The following is an 18,730-nucleotide window of genomic DNA, read 5'->3' on the forward strand; positions in this document are numbered from 1 at the left end:
TTTACTCCTCTGCCCCGGCAGCTGAATGCGAACCCGCGTCAATATCCGTGGCCGCCACTTCTTTCTCTTTCTTCTCGTGCTTCAGCGGCTTGCCCGGCTTCATACCTTCGTACTTGTCGACGATGATCTGGAACTGGTTCGGCGTGACCGACGAGTAGAGCTCGACTGGGTTGTTCTGGCTCGGTTTGGCAAGGGCCGCGTACTCAGCTTGATCAAGCTGTTTAGGTGACTTCTTGACTTCACTTACCCAGGCGTCGAAATCTTCCTGAGTGGTGGAGATAGCCTTGAATTTCATACCGGTGAAACCGGCGCCGCTGTAGTTGGCGGAGATACCGTCCATTTCAGCGTTGCGGTCGGCGATCAGGTGCAGCTTGGTCTGCATGCCCGCCATCGCGTAGATCTGGCCGCCCAGACCCGGGATGAAGAACGAGTTCATCACAGCGTCAGAGGTGATCTTGAAGTTGATTGGCGTGTGCGCCGGGAACACGATCTTGTTGACCGTGGCAATGCCTTGTTCCGGGTAGATGAACAGCCACTTCCAGTCCAGCGCGACCACTTCGATGGTCACAGGCTTGACGTCGGACTGGATCGGACGATACGGGTCCAGTTCGTGGGTGGAAATGTAGGTGATGTAACCCAGAGCGATGATGATCAGGACAGGAATGGTCCAGACCGCCACTTCGATCTTGGTCGAGTGCGACCATTTCGGGGTGTAGACGGCGTTCTTGTTCGACGCGCGGTATTTCCAGGCGAACAGGAAGGTCATGACGATAACCGGCACCACGACCAACAGCATCAGCAAGGTCGCGGTGATGATCAGGTTTCGCTGTTCCAGGCCAACCTGGCCCGTTGGATTGAGCAAGGTCATGTTGCAGCCTCCCAGCAACAACGTGCCGAGCAGCGGCACTAGGCCTAGTAATCTGGGGTACCTGTTTTTACTCATCTCACGACCTCTAAAGCAGCTTGCGCAATGCAGTTGGGTTTTGATCGCCAACACTTCACCCTGCCAAGGGTTGGCATTTTCTTTGGATTGAATAAGGGCCGCCCGTCGCGCGTCAGACGCTCGACAAAACCTTGGGACAGCGTTCAGTTCTTATTCGAATTCGTGGTCAAAGGCCTTGTTACAGACCAATTCCATTTGGTGCGGAAAGTTGGAAAGGCACCGACACCTGGGTGTCTCGAAAGCCTCGCGGCCTGCTCGACACCCGACCTTCTGATCAGTTCCTTAATAAAGGCTGAACAGCGCCGGGAATTCAGTGCGGGCGATTGTAGATAGGTAGCGCCCTATACACCATGTCTTATCCCGAAATAATTTTTATCTTCTACAGCAACAATCCCTCGTCATTTTTGCAAAAGTGCCGCGCGTTGTTGAAATCCGTTCTCAACAAAAACCTCAAAACCTGTAAGCGCAGCCGCGTCAGTTCAGACAGCTCCGAAGGTTTTTTCCGTACAGCGGAACGGCGCAAAGCCCGATAACCCAAGGCTTCTGGCCACCTGCCTGAAGCTGTTAAAACTGCCTGCTCTGGCACTCACGTCCTAAAGCAAAAAAACCGTCGGACCGACCAATCCTTTTTTGTAACAACGACGCAATCGGAGTCTGCGGGCGCCTCTGCGACACCCCCTGTGTGACAACATGTCGCACACTTGTCACACCCTCGCTTGCCGTCCGTCAGGATGAGTTCAGCCTCACTCTGAAACGTACAACGCCCCGATGGGCTGAACCGCCAATCGGGGCATTTTGTGTATCGGCCACGCTTGCGAAAAGTTGATTCAGCGCAGTGCTTTTCGATTACGCGAGGTCAGCAACGGCACTAGAATCACCACCAGCACGAACGCCACCAGCGCCCACTGCGCCAGCGACAGACCGAGGATCGGCGGGTATGGCGTCGAGCAGAAGCCGTCGACCTGGAAGCCCAGCGGGAAGATCTTCGCCAGCGGCAGATCATCAACAATCGGCTGCAGCACATCGACGCCACAACTGACCGCCGGGTAGAACTGCGTGTACACGTGATGCCCGGCGACCGCGGCGCCGGCAAGCGCACAAAGCACCACCAACGCTTCGAACACGGTAATGCTGCGACGGCTGCGCATGGCCGCGCCGATGAACGCAAACAGCGCGATCAGCAGCAACGCATAACGCTGCAGAATGCACAGCGGGCACGGCGCTTCGCCAAGCACGACCTGCATGTACAGGGCACCACCGATCAGCGCCAGGCAGATAACGCCCAGCAGCACCAGAAAGCGCCGCTCACGGCCCAATCGAATCGTTTCCTCGCTCATTGCCTTTCCCTTGTTTGTCCATGGTTCAGCTGGCTTGCGGCTGAAAGTCGCCGCAAGTCTACACCGGGGCAATAAACGATAGAGCGGTTAAGGAACCATTAACCCACAGGTGCATGGATTTTCGCCGCACAAAAAGCTTCGCGAGCAGGCTCGGTCCCACACTGAATCTGCGTCGAACACAAATCCTGTGGGAGCGAGCCTGCTCGCGAATGCAGGCGACTCGTTTTCAGATCATTCCAGAGCAGAAGCCGGTCCGAAGAACTCATAACGGCTCTGCTTCTCCGGCACACCCAGCGCTTTCAGATGGCGCTTGATCGCGCCCATGAAACCTTTCGGCCCAAGGAAGTAAGCGTCGACGTCACGTTGCGCAGGCAACCACTCACCCAACTGTTCCTGACTCAACATCCCGACCTTGTCCGCCGCTGGGCTCACCCCGTCATCCTCGGCATAGCAGTAAAAACGCTTGAGCTGCGGATGGCGCGCGGCGAGGTCGTCGATCCAGTTGCGGAAGGCATGCACGCTGCCATTGCGCGCGCAGTGGATGAAATGCACCGGCCGCTCGGTTTGCAGCGCCGCTTCGAGCATCGCCAGGGTCGGGGTGATGCCGACGCCGCCGCTGATCAGCACCAGCGGTTTGTCGCTGGCCGACAAGGTGAACTCGCCCGATGGCGGGAATAGCTGAATGCTCGCGCCGACGTGCAGTTGATCATGCAAATGATTGGAGGCGCGGCCGCCCGGCTCGCGCTTGACGCTGATGCGGTACTGCCCGTTGTTCGCCAGCGCCGACAGCGAATAATTGCGGCGGATCTCTTCGCCGTCGAGGATCAGCTTCATGCCGATGTACTGACCGGGTTCTGCGGCGAGAATCGGGCCCTTGTCGGCCGGTTCGAAGTAGAACGAAGTGATCTCCGCACTCTCCTCGACCTTGGCCGCAACGATGAACTCTCGCGCCCCGCGCCAGCCGCCGACCGCCTGCTCTTTCTGGTCGTAGATGGCGGTTTCGGCGCCGATCAGGATGTCCGCCAACTGGCCGTACGCCGCGCCCCAGGCACTCATCACTTCCGGCGTGGCGATTTCATCGCCGAGCACTTCGGAAATCGCACGCAGCAGGCAGGTGCCAACGATTGGATAGTGTTCCGGGAGAATCTGCAGGGCGACGTGCTTGTTGATGATTTTCGCCACCAGATCGCCCAACTGATCGAGCTGATCAATGTGGCGGGCGTACATCAACACGCCGTTAGCCAGTGCGCGCGGCTGATCGCCGCTGGCCTGGTGGGCCTGGTTAAACAACGGGCGCACCTCGGGATACTCGGAGAGCATCATGCGGTAGAAGTGGGTGATCAACGCTTCGCCGCCGCTTTCCAGCAGAGGCACGGTGGATTTGACGATGGCACGATCCTGAGCGCTAAGCATGAGGGGACTCCTGGGCTCTATTGAAAGTTATCTGTGGAGTATCAGTTTCCGTGCCAGATATTTTTTCGATACGAATCAATGGATTAAGTTTTATGTAGTCATAACGACCCAAGCCGACTTATAGTCTTTGCGACTACATCAGGTCTATTTGACTACACGCCATGACTGCCAAATCCCTGCTCACCGCATTGCTCCCCCTGGTTGCCGATCTGTCGCGCGAACTGCCCGAAGGCGAACGCTATCGGCGACTGCTCGAAGCCATGCGCGCCCTGTTGCCCTGCGACGCCGCCGCGCTGTTGCGCCTGGACGGCGAATCGCTGGTGCCGCTCGCCGTCGACGGCTTGAGCACCGACACCCTCGGCCGCCGCTTCAAGGTCAGCGAACATCCGCGCTTCGACATTCTGCTGGCCAGTGCCGGGCCGACGCGCTTCGCCGCCGACAGCGAACTGCCTGATCCTTATGACGGACTGGTCGATGGCCTCGACGATCATCTGCAAGTGCACGACTGTCTCGGCTGCCCGTTATTCGTCGATGAAAAACTCTGGGGCCTGATCACCCTCGACGCGCTCGATCCCGAACGTTTCGAGCCGATCGAACTCGACGCCCTGCAAGCTTTCGCCAGCCTCGCCGCGGCCACGGTCAACGCCGCCGAACGCATCGAACGGCTGGCCAATCGCGCCGAAGACGAGCATCAGCGCGCCGAGGTCTATCGTCAGGCCAGCGGTCAGCAGCAGCGCGAGATGATCGGTCAGAGTAAAGCGCATAAACGCCTGGTCGAGGAGATCAATCTGGTCGGCGGTAGCGATCTGACCGTGTTGATCACCGGCGAAACCGGGGTCGGCAAAGAGCTGGTCGCGCAGGCAATTCACGCCGCCTCGGCGCGTGCCGACAAGCCGATCATCAGCCTCAACTGCGCCGCGCTGCCGGATACGCTGGTCGAAAGCGAGCTGTTCGGCCACGTGCGCGGCGCCTTCACCGGCGCCACCAGCGACCGCCGCGGCAAGTTCGAACTGGCCAATGGCGGCACGCTGTTTCTCGACGAGGTCGGCGAATTGTCGCTGACCGTGCAGGCGAAATTGCTGCGGGTGTTGCAGAGCGGGCAGTTGCAGCGCCTGGGCTCGGACAAGGAACATCAGGTCGACGTGCGCCTGATCGCCGCAACCAACCGCGACCTCGCCGAAGAAGTGCGCAGCGGCCGCTACCGTGCCGACTTCTATCATCGCCTCAGCGTCTACCCGCTGCGGGTCCCGGCGCTGCGCGACCGCGGGCGCGACGTGTTGCTGCTCAGCGGTTTTTTCCTTGAGCAGAACCGCTCGCGCATGGGCCTCAACAGCCTGCGCCTGAACAGCGACGCCCAGGAAGCGCTGCTCGCCTATACCTGGCCGGGCAACGTACGTGAACTGGAACATCTGATCGGCCGCAGCGCGCTGAAGGCATTGGGCAACTGCAAGGTGCGGCCGAAGATTCTCAGCCTGAGTGCGGCGGATCTGGATTTGCCGCGTGAGGTTGTGGATAACTCGGTTGCGATGGAGGTTGACGTGCGGGAATTGCCTTCGATCAGCGGCGACCTGCGCAGCGCGACCGAGCAGTTTCAGCGCCAGTTGATCAGCGCGGCGCTGGAGCGCAATCAGGATAATTGGGCGAGTGCGGCGCGGGAGTTGGGGGTTGATCGGGCGAACCTTGGGCGCATGGCCAAGCGATTAGGGATGAAGAGCTAAAAGCACACCCTCACCCTAGCCCTCTCCCGGAGGGAGAGGGGACTGGTTGGGGGATATTGAAGAACTTCACCGACCTGAATCTGCTTTGCCGAATCTATAATCACCTCGGTTTCTCAGGTCGATGCATAACATTGAACAACCCGGTCGGCTCCCTCTCCCTCCGGGAGAGGGCTGGGGTGAGGGGCTCTTGATCTGCAAGCCAGCCGACAACCACCTAAAGCCCACCCCAATCAAGCCGATAACCCGGCATCAATGGTTTCCGGCGACTCCACCCTCGCCCATCACCTTTTCCACAGAAGGTCCAAATGTCCTCGACAAAAGCCCGCGCAGATTCACTTTCGCTTCTTCTGTTTACCTTGCGCAGCGGCAAGCTGATGGCGATCAACCTGCTGAAAGTCAGCGAAATCATCCCCTGCCCGCCACTGACCAAGCTGCCGGAGTCGCACCCGCACGTAAAAGGCATCGCCACCCTGCGCGGCGCCTCGCTGTCGGTGATCGATCTGAGCCGGGCCATCGGCGAGCGGCCGCTGGAAGATCCGAACGGTGGCTGCCTGATCGTCACTGATGTCAGCCGCTCGAAGCAGGGTCTGCACGTTCAGGCGGTGAGCAAGATCGTCCACTGCCTGACTACCGACATCAAACCGCCGCCGTTCGGTTCCGGCGGTTCGCGCGCTTACATCACCGGCGTGACCTCGGTCGACGGCACTTTGGTGCAGGTGCTGGATATCGAAAAAGTTATCCACAGCATCGCCCCGGCGCAGATCGAAATGGCCCCGACCGACCTGACCATGGAAGACGCCGAAGTGCTCGGCAACGCGCGGATTCTGGTGGTCGACGACAGCCAGGTGGCGCTGCAGCAGTCGGTGCACACCCTGCGCAATCTCGGCCTGCAATGCCACACCGCACGCAGCGCCAAGGAAGCCATCGACTGCCTGCTCGACCTGCAAGGCACCGCGCAACAGATCAACCTGATCGTCTCTGACATCGAAATGTCCGAGATGGACGGCTACGCCTTTACCCGCACCCTGCGCGAGACCCCGGACTTTGCGCATTTGTATGTGCTGCTGCACACCTCGCTCGACAGCGCGATGAACAGCGAGAAAGCGCGACTGGCCGGGGCCAACGGCGTGCTGACCAAATTCTCCTCGCCGGAACTGACCCATTGCCTGATCGAAGCGGCCAAACACGTTGCGGCGCAAGGTCATTGAGTTTTGACTGAAACATTCTGCTTGCTGATGCGCCGCGATCTGCGCGCAGATCTGCCGGACATCCGCTGGCCGGACGGTGTCGAGGTCAGCACTTACCAACCGCAATCCGCAGCCGCCGTGCACGCGCTGATGCAACTCGGCTACTTCGAGGGCGGTGGCCGGGTGCCGGCGCTTGAGGTCTGGCAGCAACGGTTCGAAAGCGACCCCGAATACGATCCGGCGCTGTGTTTTATCGCCAGCGATGCCGATGGCGTGGTGGGTGTGGCGCAGTGCTGGACCAGTTCGTACATCAAGAATCTGGTGGTGCATCCGCGGTTACAGGGGCGTGGATTGGGTCGGGCGCTACTGCTTAATGCGTTCACGGTGTTCCAGCAGCGGCGCGAAGGGTTTGTTGATCTCAAGGTGCTGGAAGACAATCTGCGGGCGCAGCGGCTGTATGAGAGTGCCGGGATGTATGTGCTTCGCCGGGAATTGGTGCCGGACTGACCCATCGCTTTCGCGAGCAGGCTCGCTCCCACCCTGGAATGCATTTCAAACTGTGGGAGCGAGCCTGCTCGCGAAAAGGCCAGCCCAGGCAACTTCCGTTATCAGGCAGACTCCAACCCTGGCCACCCACGACCAAGGACGCCCACCATGAAAGCCGTCACCGCCAGCCTGCTCTGCCTCACCGCCCTCGCCTCCCAGGCCCACGCCTCCAGCCCAGACGCCTGGGCCGCCTACGACAAAACCGTGCTCGCCAGCTGTACCAAGGCCAGCGGCCTGAAAAACGCCAAACCGGTCGGCACCCCGGCACAATTCGATGACCGCGTCGGTTACACCGCCGTGCTCCTGCAAGGCCAGTACCCGCAAAAACACATGAAGGGCCAGCAAGGCACCGAGCTGTGCCTGTACAGCAAATCCGCGAAAAGCGCATTCGTCACCGAGTGGGACTCGATCCGCCCGCCCGCAAAAAGCCGCTGAGTGGCGCACAACTTGCTTCGATGCAGGCCTGTACGGTGGTTTTACGCCGCCGGTTCACACCCTGATTGAAGACAGATCGCTCAATGAATACGACGTTTTCCTGCGTAGGCTGCGGTAAATGCTGCACCGACCACCATGTCCCGCTGACCCTGGCCGAGGCGCGCATGTGGGCGGCGGACGGTGGACAGGTAATCGTGCTGGTCGAGGCCTTTCTCGGCAACGGCCTCGGTCTGCCGATGGCGCAACGCGAGCACGCCGAACGCCGTTCAGTGCGGGTCCGCAGCGGCAGCACCGATGCCCATGTGGCGATCACCTTCGCCGCGTACAACGTCGGCCCCTGCCGGAATCTTGACGAAGACAAGCTCTGCCGGATCTATGAGCGGCGACCTCTGGTATGCCGCATCTATCCGGCGGAAATCAACCCGCACATCCCGCTCAACCCAGCGGCCAAGGATTGCCCGCCAGAATCCTGGGAACAGGGGCCCTTATTGATTGCCGGGGGCGAATTGGTCGATCAGGAATTGATCGAGTTGATCCAGCGTTCGCGTCAGGCCGATCGCGATGACATCCAAAGCAAGGATGCGATCTGCGCATTGCTCGGGATTCGCACCACGGCGCTGAAAGGCGACGGGTTCACGGCGTATCTGCCGAATATGAGCGCGTTTGCAGCGATGATCGATCAGGTGAGCGAGCAGCCCTCAACGACTGCGTCGAGCGAGTGGCTGTTTCATTTGTCGGGAGAGGATGTTGCGGCGCAAGTCGTGACGGCTGGGGCGCAGGTGGTGACCGAACCGGCGCAGACCTATGCATTCATATCGCTGCGGGCGGCTTGATGCGGATTCTCTAGCGCTTATCCGGGCCTCTTCGCGAGCAGGCTCGCTCCCACAGGAATTTGTGTCGTACACAAATTTCATGAACAACCGAAAAACCTGTGGGAGCGAGCCTGCTCGCGAAGAGACCGACTCGGGCACTGTGGTGGAAATCACAGCGGTCACCAAGGGCGCGAGTGAACCTCAGCGCTTGCCCATCGAACGACGCGTACCCGGCGGCGCCATGCCTGGGGTTTTGGTATGGCCGTTCTTCGCGCCGTTCTTGTACCACGGCTGATTGGAGCCTTTGGCAGCGGCCAGGTCACCCGGCTTGAACGGGAATTTGAACGCCGGGATTTCGGCTTTGGTGTCGTTGGCGTCGGCCAATTCAACCGGGACAGCGCTCACAGCGTCGTCAACCGGCGGCAGGGTCGGGGAAGTCATAAAAGCTCCGCAAAGCAGCAAGTCGGGCCCGATCAGTGAGCCGCGAAGGCGCGCAGTATACCTGCACGCCCTGGCTCGGCACCTGAAGAATTGCATCGAACGCCGAACGGTTTACAGATACGAGACGGTAACGATGCCTTTGTCGCTGGAAGTTTTCAGCGCTTCGTAACGCATGGAAATCGGCAGCGACTGCCCACTGCACGCATTGCGATGGGTATCGACATCGAACGCCAGCCCCGGCTGCAACTCCACCCGCCGCGACTCATTCCCCGCCAACGCCCCGACGCGCTCGACCACACAGCCCGCATCGACAATCTGCCCACTGAACCGAATCTCCCCGGACTGACTGCCAGGCGCGGCCAACGCGGTCAATGGAAGCAAGAGAAGCACGTACGGCATTACGGTTTTCAGCTTCATTTCAAGGACACTCCGCAGCGATCGGCCCGGAGAAAATCCGAGCTATACAAGCGTTATCCGCGTTTGAGGGCGAATCTTGAGAAGCGTAGTGGGTTTATTGGCTTTGAATCGGGAAAGGTAGGCGCTTTTTGGGACCGATCGAGAAAAGGTAGAAGCCTTTGGCTGGCAGATATGTGCAGATGAGACACATGACTTAACGGCCAAAAACCAACCCTCACCCTAGCCCTCTCCCAAAGGGAGAGGGGACTGACCGGGGTGGATGCGAGAGGTACACCGACCTGCGAAAACGAGTCGAACGCAAACCTCAAAGCCAACCAGAATCGGCTCCCTCTCCCTCGGGAGAGGGCTGGGGTGAGGGGCGAATCCACCGAAAATCCCAAGCCAACCACCCGCTTCTAACCACTCAACAATGAGCGTTAGCTCGAGTGCCCTTGATCTTGCCTAACCAGCGACATCGGAAGGCTGAGCGCAGGGATTGATCCGGGCGTGGGAGCGCAGCGACCGTCTGGCGCAGCCAGACACAGCGGAAGTAGGTGCAGCGAAGCAAACCGTAGCCGCTGCGCCCGGATCAGTCCCGGAGCGAAGGGACCCGAGCCTGCGAGGGCCGAACGCAGGAGCAAAGCCTTTTGGTTCCTTTTTGGCGTTTGAAAAAGGGACTCGCCGTAAGGGCGAAACCGCCAGCCGCAGCACCCGAAGCAACGGATATTCACCCAAAACAAACCCCAAGAGCATGGTCGGCCCTGAGGCCGCCAAGTAAACAGCCGAAACTGACAGCGCTGTCAGCCAGCCGTCACCCTCCTGACCCCCAAACCCGTATATAAAGCTCCAACCTGCCCAAACTCCAAACCCATCGGCGCCACACCGCATGCGAATCGAAAAAAACAAAGCCCTGCTCGCCACCCTGCTGATCCTGCTGGCAGCCACAGGCCTCTGGTTTGCACTCAAACCCGCCCCGGCCAAACTCGCCGCCCCCAACGCCATCCCGGTGCGAGTGGTAACGGTCAGCGCAAAAGACGTCCCCCGCTACACCAGCGGCATCGGCTCGGTCCTCTCCCTGCACAGCGTAGTGGTGCGCCCACAGATCGACGGCATCCTCACCAAAATCCTCGTCAAGGAGGGCCAGTTGGTCAAAGCAGGCGACCTGCTGGCGACCATCGACGACCGCTCGATCCGCGCCAGCCTCGATCAGGCCCGTGCACAACTGGGCGAAAGCCAGGCGCAACTGCAAGTCGCACTGATCAACCTCAAACGCTACAAACTGCTCAGCGTCGATGACGGCGTGTCGAAACAGACCTACGACCAGCAGCAAGCACTGGTCAATCAGCTCAAGGCCACCGCCCAAGGCAATCAGGCCTCGATCGACGCGGCGCAGGTACAACTTTCCTACACGCAGATCCGCTCCCCGGTCACCGGCCGCGTCGGCATTCGTACGGTCGATGAAGGCAATTTCCTGCGCATGACCGACACCGCCGGCCTGTTTACCGTGACCCAGATCGACCCGATCGCCGTCGAGTTTTCCCTGCCCCAGCAAATGCTGCCGACCCTGCAAAGCCTGATCAACGATCCGCAGCGCGCGCCGGTCAAGGCCTACATTGGCGCTGACACCGATGGCGAAACCGCCAACCTGCTCGGCGAAGGTCACCTGACCCTGATCGACAACCAGATCAACGCCAACACCGGCACCATTCGCGCCAAGGCCGAATTCGCCAACGCCAGCCAGAAGCTCTGGCCCGGTCTGCTGGTCACGGTAAAAATTCAGACTGCACTCGACAAGGATGCGCTGGTGGTTCCGCCCACGGTCGCACAGCGCGGCCTCGATCAACACTTCGTTTACCGGGTCAACGGCGACAAGGTTGAAGCCGTGCAGGTGCAAATGGTTTATCAGGGCAGCGGTCAGGACATCATCAAGGGCGTGAACGCTGGCGATGTGCTGGTTACCGATGGCCAGTCGCGACTCAAGCCCGGCGCGACCGTGCAGGTCATGAGCGAACCGCCGCAAGTGGTGCAAGCGGAGCCGGGCCGATGAAGGCGCACAAAGGCGTTTCGACCTGGTGCATCGATCACCCGGTCGCGACCATTCTGTTAACCATCGCGCTGGTGCTGGTGGGCGTGATTGCATTCCCGCGCTTGCCGATTGCGCCACTGCCGGAAGCGGAATTTCCGACCATCCAGGTGTCGGCGCAGTTGCCCGGCGCCAGCCCTGACACCATGGCCTCATCGGTGGCCACACCGCTGGAGGTGCAATTCAGCGCCATCCCCGGCATGACCCAGATGACCTCAAGCAGTGCGCTGGGCTCGACCCTGCTGACCTTGCAATTCACCCTCGACAAAAGCATCGACACCGCCGCTCAGGAAGTGCAAGCGGCGATCAACACCGCCGCCGGCAAGTTGCCCAAGGACATGCCGACGCTGCCGACCTGGAAGAAGGTCAACCCGGCCGACAGCCCGGTGCTGATCCTTAGCGTCAGTTCGACGCAGATGCCCGGTACCGAACTCAGCGATCTGGTGGAAACCCTGCTGGCGCGTCAGATCAGTCAGATCGATGGCGTAGGTCAAATCAACATTACCGGTCAGCAACGTCCGGCGATTCGCGTGCAGGCCTCGGCGGATAAGCTGGCGGCAATCGGCCTGACCCTCGCCGACATTCGGCTGGCGATCCAGCAGACCAGCCTCAACCTCGCCAAGGGTGCGCTGTACGGCGAGTCGAGCATTTCCACGCTGTCGACCAACGACCAGTTGTTCCATCCCGAGGACTACAGCCAGCTCATCGTTTCCTACAAGGACGGCGCCCCGGTGCACCTGCGCGATGTCGCAAAGGTCGTCAACGGTGCCGAAGATGCCTACGTGCAGGCCTGGGCCGGTGACCGGCCGGGAGTAAACCTGGTGATCTCGCGTCAGCCCGGCGCCAACATTGTTGAAACGGTCGACCGCATTCAAGCCGCCCTGCCCGGCCTCGAAGCCATGCTGCCAGCCTCGGTGCAGGTGAAAACCCTGATCGACCGCACCCAGACCATCCGCGCCTCGCTGCACGAAGTCGAGATCACCTTGTTGATCGCGATCCTGCTGGTGGTCGCGGTGATGGCGTTGTTCCTGCGCCAGTTGTCGGCGACGCTGATCGTCTCGGCGGTGCTCGGCGTTTCGCTGGTAGCCAGTTTCGCCCTGATGTACGTCCTCGGTTTCAGCCTGAACAACCTGACGCTGGTGGCGATCGTCGTCGCAGTCGGCTTCGTCGTCGACGATGCGATTGTGGTGGTGGAAAACATCCACCGGCATCTGGAGACCGGCGACGACATGCGCGAAGCGGCGATCAAAGGTGCGGGCGAGATCGGTTTCACAGTGGTCTCGATCAGCTTCTCGCTGGTGGCGGCGTTCATTCCGCTGCTGTTCATGGGCGGTGTGGTCGGACGGTTGTTCAAGGAATTCGCCCTGACCGCGACCTCGACAATCATGATTTCGGTAGTGGTTTCGCTGACGCTGGCGCCGACGCTGGCGGCGCTGTTCATGCGCAAACCGACGCACCACGCGCACGACAAACCGGGCTTCAGCGAACGCTTGCTCGGCTGGTATGAGAAAGGCCTGCGCCGCGCCCTTGATCACCAGAAATTAATGATCGGCGTGTTCGGTCTGTCGCTGGCACTGGCGATCGGCGGTTACATCTTTATCCCGAAAGGTTTCTTTCCGGTGCAGGACACCGGTTTTGTCCTCGGCACCACCGAAGCAGCCGCAGATATCTCCTACGGCGACATGGTGAAAAAACACCTGGCGATGGCCGAAATCGTCGCCGCCGACCCGGCGGTACAGGCGTTTTCCCATTCGGTTGGAGTCTCCGGCAGCAACCAGACCATCGCCAACGGACGCTTCTGGATTGCCCTGAAAAAACGCGGCGATCGCGACGTCAGCGCCAGCCAGTTCATCGACCGCATCCGCCCGCAATTGATGAAAGTCCCCGGCATCGTGCTGTATCTGCGCGCCGGCCAGGACATCAACCTCAGCTCCGGCCCGAGCCGTGCGCAGTACCAATACGTACTCAAGAGCAACGACGGCGCGACCCTCGCGACGTGGACGCAACGCCTGACCGAAAAACTGCGCAGCAACCCGGCGTTCCGCGACATTTCCAATGACCTGCAACTGGGCGGCAGCATCACCCACATCAGCATCGACCGCAGCGCCGCCGCGCGTTTCGGCCTGACCGCCAGCGATGTCGATGAAGCGCTGTACGACGCCTTCGGCCAACGGCAGATCAATGAATTCCAGACTCAGGTCAACCAGTACAACGTGATCCTCGAACTGGACACCCAACAGCGCGGCAAGGCCGAAAGCCTGAATTATTTCTACCTGCGTTCACCGCTGAGTGGCGAGATGGTCCCGCTGTCGGCGTTGGCCCGCTTCGATGCGCCGACCATCGGCCCACTGTCGATTGCCCACGACGGCATGTTCCCGGCGGCGAATCTGTCGTTCAACCTCGCGCCCGGCGTGGCATTGGGCGACGCGGTGATTCTGCTCAATCAGGCCAAAGCCGAGATCGGCATGCCCACCGCGATCAGCGGCAATTTCCAGGGCGCGGCGCAGGCGTTCCAGAGTTCGCTGGCCAGTCAGCCATGGCTGATCCTTGCGGCGCTGGTGGCGGTGTACATCATTCTCGGCGTGCTTTATGAAAGCTTCGTGCATCCGCTGACGATCATTTCGACGTTGCCGGCGGCCGGTCTGGGCGCGGTGATCATGCTGTGGATCTGTGGTCAGGACTTTTCGATCATGGCGTTGATCGGGCTGGTGTTGCTGATCGGCATCGTCAAGAAAAACGGCATCCTGATGATCGACTTCGCGCTCGAAGCGCAACGCCAGCGAGGCCTGTCGCCGCAAGACGCGATTTTCGAGGCGTGCATCACGCGGTTCCGGCCGATCATCATGACTACCCTCGCCGCCCTGCTCGGCGCCCTGCCGCTGATGCTCGGTTACGGCACCGGCGCCGAGCTGCGCCAGCCGCTGGGTATCGCGGTGGTCGGCGGTTTGCTGGTCAGCCAGATGCTGACGCTGTTCACCACGCCGGTCATATACTTATGGCTCGAGCGGCTGTTCCACCGGCCCCGACCTGTGCCGGCAACGGCATTGGCGACCACAGACTGAGGCGGGTCATGCGCGTTCTGATTATCGAAGACGAGGAAAAAACCGCGGACTATCTGCACCGCGGCCTCACTGAACAAGGCTATACCGTGGACGTGGCCCGCGACGGCGTCGAGGGCCTGCACCTTGCGCTGGAAAGCGATTACGCGGTAATCGTCCTCGACGTCATGCTGCCGGCGCTCGATGGCTTCGGCGTGCTGCGTGCCTTGCGTGCACGCAAGCAGACCCCGGTGATCATGCTCACCGCGCGCGAGCGCGTCGAGGACCGTATCAAAGGCCTGCGCGATGGCGCCGACGATTACCTCGGAAAACCGTTTTCCTTCCTCGAACTGGTCGCGCGCCTGCAAGCGCTGACCCGGCGCAGCGGCGGCCACGAACCGGTACAGGTGAGCATCGCTGACCTGTGGATCGATCTGATCAGCCGCAAAGCCACCCGCGCCGGCACCCGGCTGGACCTGACGGCCAAGGAATTCTCGCTGCTCAGCGTGCTCGCCCGCCGCCAGGGTGAAATCCTCTCGAAAACCGCGATTGCCGAGATGGTCTGGGACATCAATTTCGACAGTGACGCCAACGTCGTCGAAGTCGCGATCAAACGCCTGCGCGCCAAACTCGACGGTCCGTTCGACGAGAAACTGCTGCACACCATTCGCGGCATGGGTTATGTGCTGGAGAGCCGTGGTGCGCAGTAACTCGATTGCCCTGCGCCTCAGCGGAATGTTCACCCTGGTGGCGCTGCTGGTGTTTGTGTTGATTGGCGGTGCGCTCTATCAACAAGTCGACAAGGGCCTGGGTCTGCTTCCCGAAGCCGAACTCGACGCGCGTTACAGCGTGCTCGAATCCACCGTCGGCCGTTACGGCACGCCGGAGCACTGGGTGAAAATCAACAACAAGCTCAAGCTGCTCGGTGAGGAAGACAAACGCATCAGCTTCTGGATCACCAGCGGTAACCCGCAATACGAATACGGCAACCTCACGCCACAGATCCGCGCGGTCGCCAACGGCCCGCTGGGCATGCGTGACCTGCAATTGCCGGATCAGCCCGCGCCGCTGAAAGTGCTGGTCAGCCAGTTCCCGGCCAAGGACCAGCGCCCGCCGCTGCGCTTCATGATCGGCATCGACACCGAGACCTTTCACCAGACCCAACATCAGTTGCTGATTGCCTTGATCAGCCTGGCGATCGTCGGCGTGCTGCTGGCTTCGGCGCTGGGTTACTGGGTGGCGCGAATTGGCCTCCAACCGTTGATCAAGTTGTCCCAGGAAGCCCAGCGCCTGGCGCCACCGCTAAGGGCCGGGCGCCTGCGTCTGTCGCCATTGCCGCCGGAGCTTGCGCAGTTTGTCGAGTCGTTCAATTCGACCCTGGAGCGCGTCGAACTGGCCTATTCACGCCTGGAATCATTCAACGCCGACGTCGCCCATGAACTGCGTTCGCCACTGACCAACCTGATCGGCCAGACGCAAGTGGCGCTGACTCGCGGGCGTTCGGCCGAACACTATTTCGAAGTGCTGCAATCGAATCTGGAAGAGCTGGAACGGCTGCGCTCGATCATCAACGACATGCTGTTTCTGGCCAGCGCCGACCAAGGCAACAAAGCCACCCGACTCACCTCTACGTCGTTGGCCGATGAAGTGGCGACGACCCTGGACTACCTGGATTTCATTCTCGAAGACGCGCAGGTTGAAGTGCGGGTCAGCGGCGATGCGCAGGTGCAGATCGAGGTCGCGCATTTGCGTCGGGCGTTGATCAATCTGCTCAGCAACGCGGTGCAGCACACCGAGCCGGGTCAGGTGATAGAAGTGTGCATCGAGGTCGGGGAACATCAGGTGAGCATCGGTGTGGCGAATCCCGGATTGCCGATTGCCGGTGAACATTTGCCACGCTTGTTCGAACGTTTCTATCGGGTCGATGCCTCACGGCGTAACAGTGGCAATAACCATGGGTTGGGACTGGCGATCGTCAAGGCGATTGCGTTGATGCATGGTGGGGATGTTTTTGTGCGCAGTGATCGCGGCATCAACACGTTCGGCATTCATCTACCGATCTAAAAGCCCCTGATCGGAGACTGACCGAGTTCCTCTCTCTACCGATCGTTCCGACGCTCTGCGTGGGAATGCAGCCCGGGACGCTCCGCGTCCCTTTCAAGCCGAACGCAGAGCGTCCGTGGATACATTCCCACGCGGAGCATGGGAACGATCAGTTACACGCGATTGATCTTTGCTCTTGCTGTAACAGTCATTTATGAAAATCACGCTGTTTCCCCAAGCCCGGCAACCTTATCTTTGCCCGCACCAAACAGCACTCGCCAAGCGAGAAGGTTTTCAAGATGTCCAACAGTATGGGTATTGCCAGCGCGTTCGTTTTGTCCTCATTGATCCTGTCGCCGATGGCGATGGCTGAAGAATCGCAAACATTCGTGGCGCACAATATCGCCCGCGCGCAAGCATTCGATCAGCATCAGGCCGAAGTGATGGCCAAGACACAAGACGCCACGCAAGCCCCGCAGGCTGGCACTTCGCAGACGCCAGTCGGCGAAACCGACAGCTGAGTCGCACACCGCGCCACCGTTTCCCTCGACGCGGTTGTTTGGCTCTTCCCGTTCAACCGTCGTCATTGCAGGCCGCTGATTTTCAGCGGCCTTTTTTCGTTTTGGAATGCTCTCTCCCACAGGGTTTTGTGGCGTGTGTTTAACTACGCTAAGAAGATCATCCCAACCGACATCTCATCATGATCGTAAGCCGTACCCCGTCCACCACGGGCAAATCCAAACGCCCCGAGCGGCTGTTGATCTGTGGCAGCCTGCTCAGCGTGATCGCGATCGTGTGCATCGTCACCTTCCTGCTCATCCGCGAGCACGCCAGCGCCCAGGAATCCGCCACTCGCAGCGCCACGACCATTGCGCAACTGATCGACGCCGATGTGCTGCGCACGGTAGAGCTGTACGACCTGACGCTGCAAGGCCTGATTGCCGCCGCGCAACGGGATGACCTGCAGAACGTCTCGCCACAAATACGTCATTTGGCGCTGTTCGACCGCTCGACCACGGCGCGTTACAAGGGCGATATCCTGCTGCTCGACAGGCTCGGCAATGTCGTCGCCGACTCTTCACGGGTCGAGCCGAAGCCGGGCAATTTTGCCGACCGTGATTATTTTCTCGCCCACGCCTTCAACCGTGATATCGGCATGTTCATCAGCCGACCGTTCCAGACCCGCTGCGACTGCGATGAAGCCAATCAGTGGCGGATCAGTTTCAGCCGCCGGATCTCCACGCAAACCGGCGAGTTCGCCGGCGTGGCGGTGGCGTCGCTGAAGCTTGATTACTTCGATCAATTGTTCAACAGCCTCGATATCGGTAAAGACAGCACGCTGAACATCATCAACAGCGATGGCGTGCTGCTCGCGCAGAAGCCCTATCTGCAAAGCGACTCGGTCGGCAAGAGCTTTGGCAACCGTCCCAATGTGCTGAAAATCCTCAGCGACAAGGACGGCAAAGGCAGTTTCACCAGCACTTCGAGCATGGATCAGCAGCAGCGCCTGTATACGTATTCGCGGGTCGGCAATTTGCCGCTGACGGTAATGGTCGCGCTGTCCAGCGACGCAGTGTTCGGTACCTGGCGACGCACCGCGCTGCTGATCAGCGGAGCCACCGGCGTATTGTGCGTGGGGTTGCTGTGGCTGACCTGGCTGCTCGCTCGTGAACTGCGCTTGCGCCAGCGTGCCGAGCGCGAGCTGGGGCAACTGGCGGCTACCGATGATCTGACCGGCGTGGCCAACCGACGCATGCTCGATCAGACCTTGCGCCACGAATGGTTTCGCGCCCAGCGCTCGGGGCAGCCCTTGTCAGTGATGATGATCGATGCCGATCACTTCAAGGCCTTCAATGACCGTCATGGGCATCAGGCCGGGGATCAAGCATTGAAAACCCTGGCGCAGGTGATTGGCGAAAACGTGCGGCGACCGGCGGATCTGGTGGCGCGGTATGGCGGTGAGGAGTTTTCAGTCATTCTGGCCGAGACCGACAGCCAGGGCGCGCAGCGCATTGCCGAGCATATTCGCCAGGCAGTCGAGCAACTGCCGCGGGTGGACGAGGCTGAACGGGCGATGACGGTGAGTATCGGCATTGCTACCTGGACGACAGTCAGCGAAATGACGCTGGAGCAGTTGCTGTTTGCGGCGGACAAGGCGTTGTATCAGGCCAAGGAAGGGGGGCGTAATCGGGTGGTGGTGGCTTCCTGAAGGTTCTGTGGTGATAACGACGCCGCCTTCGCGAGCAGGCTCGCTCCCACAGGGAATGCATTTCAAATGTGGGAGCGAGCCTGCTCGCGAAGGCGCCAATGCAAGCAACCCAAAAACCACAGGCATAAA

16 protein-coding genes are annotated in these 18,730 nt (G+C 60.4%); 11 read left to right on the forward strand and 5 right to left on the reverse strand.

Annotated elements, in window-relative coordinates:
- Window position 1: 1 nt before the first annotated feature.
- The 3 genes from cyoA to hmpA form a co-directional block, all read right to left on the reverse strand.
- Window positions 2-943, reverse strand: coding sequence for a ubiquinol oxidase subunit II (gene cyoA, locus ACGSLL_RS14340; protein WP_090286083.1), 942 nt, complete (start codon window positions 941-943; stop codon window positions 2-4).
- A gap of 827 nt (window positions 944-1,770) precedes the next feature.
- A complete protein-coding gene (locus ACGSLL_RS14345; RefSeq protein ID WP_093098526.1) occupies window positions 1,771-2,280 on the reverse strand; it encodes a disulfide bond formation protein B in 510 nt (169 codons plus the stop codon).
- A 231-nt stretch (window positions 2,281-2,511) separates the two neighbouring features.
- Window positions 2,512-3,693: an NO-inducible flavohemoprotein gene (gene hmpA / locus ACGSLL_RS14350; protein ID WP_394506796.1), complete on the reverse strand. Its 1,182-nt coding sequence runs from the start codon at window positions 3,691-3,693 to the stop codon at window positions 2,512-2,514.
- A gap of 161 nt (window positions 3,694-3,854) precedes the next feature.
- Between hmpA and norR the strand changes: the two genes are divergently transcribed.
- From norR to ACGSLL_RS14375, 5 genes are all read left to right on the forward strand, one after another.
- Window positions 3,855-5,411: a nitric oxide reductase transcriptional regulator NorR gene (gene norR, locus ACGSLL_RS14355; RefSeq protein ID WP_394506798.1), complete on the forward strand. Its 1,557-nt coding sequence runs from the start codon at window positions 3,855-3,857 to the stop codon at window positions 5,409-5,411.
- Window positions 5,412-5,716: 305 nt separating this feature from the next.
- Window positions 5,717-6,619, forward strand: a complete 903-nt coding sequence (locus ACGSLL_RS14360; RefSeq protein WP_090286091.1) for a chemotaxis protein CheV — start codon at window positions 5,717-5,719, stop codon at window positions 6,617-6,619.
- Between the two features lie 27 nt (window positions 6,620-6,646).
- The gene (locus tag ACGSLL_RS14365; protein WP_394506888.1) at window positions 6,647-7,105 is read left to right on the forward strand and encodes a GNAT family N-acetyltransferase; all 459 of its coding nucleotides are present in this window, start codon (window positions 6,647-6,649) and stop codon (window positions 7,103-7,105) included.
- Between the two features lie 147 nt (window positions 7,106-7,252).
- Entirely contained in the window at window positions 7,253-7,579 is a 327-nt protein-coding gene (locus tag ACGSLL_RS14370) for a hypothetical protein (protein ID WP_394506800.1), read from the forward strand.
- An 83-nt stretch (window positions 7,580-7,662) separates the two neighbouring features.
- On the forward strand, window positions 7,663-8,412 hold the full coding sequence (locus tag ACGSLL_RS14375; RefSeq protein ID WP_394506802.1) for a YkgJ family cysteine cluster protein: 750 nt from the start codon (window positions 7,663-7,665) through the stop codon (window positions 8,410-8,412).
- Between the two features lie 180 nt (window positions 8,413-8,592).
- Here the strand turns inward: ACGSLL_RS14375 and ACGSLL_RS14380 are convergent, their stop codons facing one another.
- Together ACGSLL_RS14380 and ACGSLL_RS14385 are read right to left on the reverse strand one after the other, a co-directional pair.
- Window positions 8,593-8,832 carry a hypothetical protein gene (locus ACGSLL_RS14380; protein ID WP_093098509.1) on the reverse strand — a complete coding sequence of 80 codons (240 nt, stop codon included), beginning with the start codon at window positions 8,830-8,832 and terminating at the stop codon, window positions 8,593-8,595.
- Between the two features lie 111 nt (window positions 8,833-8,943).
- Window positions 8,944-9,249 carry a type 1 fimbrial protein gene (locus tag ACGSLL_RS14385; RefSeq protein WP_394506804.1) on the reverse strand — a complete coding sequence of 102 codons (306 nt, stop codon included), beginning with the start codon at window positions 9,247-9,249 and terminating at the stop codon, window positions 8,944-8,946.
- Between the two features lie 865 nt (window positions 9,250-10,114).
- On the opposite strand from ACGSLL_RS14385, the gene ACGSLL_RS14390 reads away from it, so the two are divergent.
- From ACGSLL_RS14390 to ACGSLL_RS14415, 6 genes are all read left to right on the forward strand, one after another.
- Complete coding sequence (locus ACGSLL_RS14390; protein ID WP_394506805.1) at window positions 10,115-11,275, forward strand: efflux RND transporter periplasmic adaptor subunit; 1,161 nt, start codon at window positions 10,115-10,117, stop codon at window positions 11,273-11,275.
- On the forward strand, window positions 11,272-14,373 hold the full coding sequence (locus ACGSLL_RS14395; RefSeq protein WP_394506806.1) for a multidrug efflux RND transporter permease subunit: 3,102 nt from the start codon (window positions 11,272-11,274) through the stop codon (window positions 14,371-14,373). Before ACGSLL_RS14390 ends, ACGSLL_RS14395 begins: the two co-directional genes overlap by 4 nt.
- An 8-nt stretch (window positions 14,374-14,381) precedes the next feature.
- On the forward strand, window positions 14,382-15,059 hold the full coding sequence (locus tag ACGSLL_RS14400) for a heavy metal response regulator transcription factor (RefSeq protein ID WP_208939838.1): 678 nt from the start codon (window positions 14,382-14,384) through the stop codon (window positions 15,057-15,059).
- Window positions 15,049-16,413 carry a heavy metal sensor histidine kinase gene (locus ACGSLL_RS14405; RefSeq protein ID WP_394506807.1) on the forward strand — a complete coding sequence of 455 codons (1,365 nt, stop codon included), beginning with the start codon at window positions 15,049-15,051 and terminating at the stop codon, window positions 16,411-16,413. Before ACGSLL_RS14400 ends, ACGSLL_RS14405 begins: the two co-directional genes overlap by 11 nt.
- 278 nt (window positions 16,414-16,691) lie before the next feature.
- A complete protein-coding gene (locus ACGSLL_RS14410) occupies window positions 16,692-16,913 on the forward strand; it encodes a hypothetical protein (protein WP_394506808.1) in 222 nt (73 codons plus the stop codon).
- 179 nt (window positions 16,914-17,092) lie between these two features.
- Window positions 17,093-18,601, forward strand: a complete 1,509-nt coding sequence (locus ACGSLL_RS14415) for a sensor domain-containing diguanylate cyclase (protein ID WP_394506809.1) — start codon at window positions 17,093-17,095, stop codon at window positions 18,599-18,601.
- The last annotated feature ends 129 nt before the right edge of the window (window positions 18,602-18,730 follow it).

The organism is Pseudomonas retamae, from assembly GCF_043496865.1.
GTDB classification, from domain to species: domain Bacteria; phylum Pseudomonadota; class Gammaproteobacteria; order Pseudomonadales; family Pseudomonadaceae; genus Aquipseudomonas; species Aquipseudomonas retamae.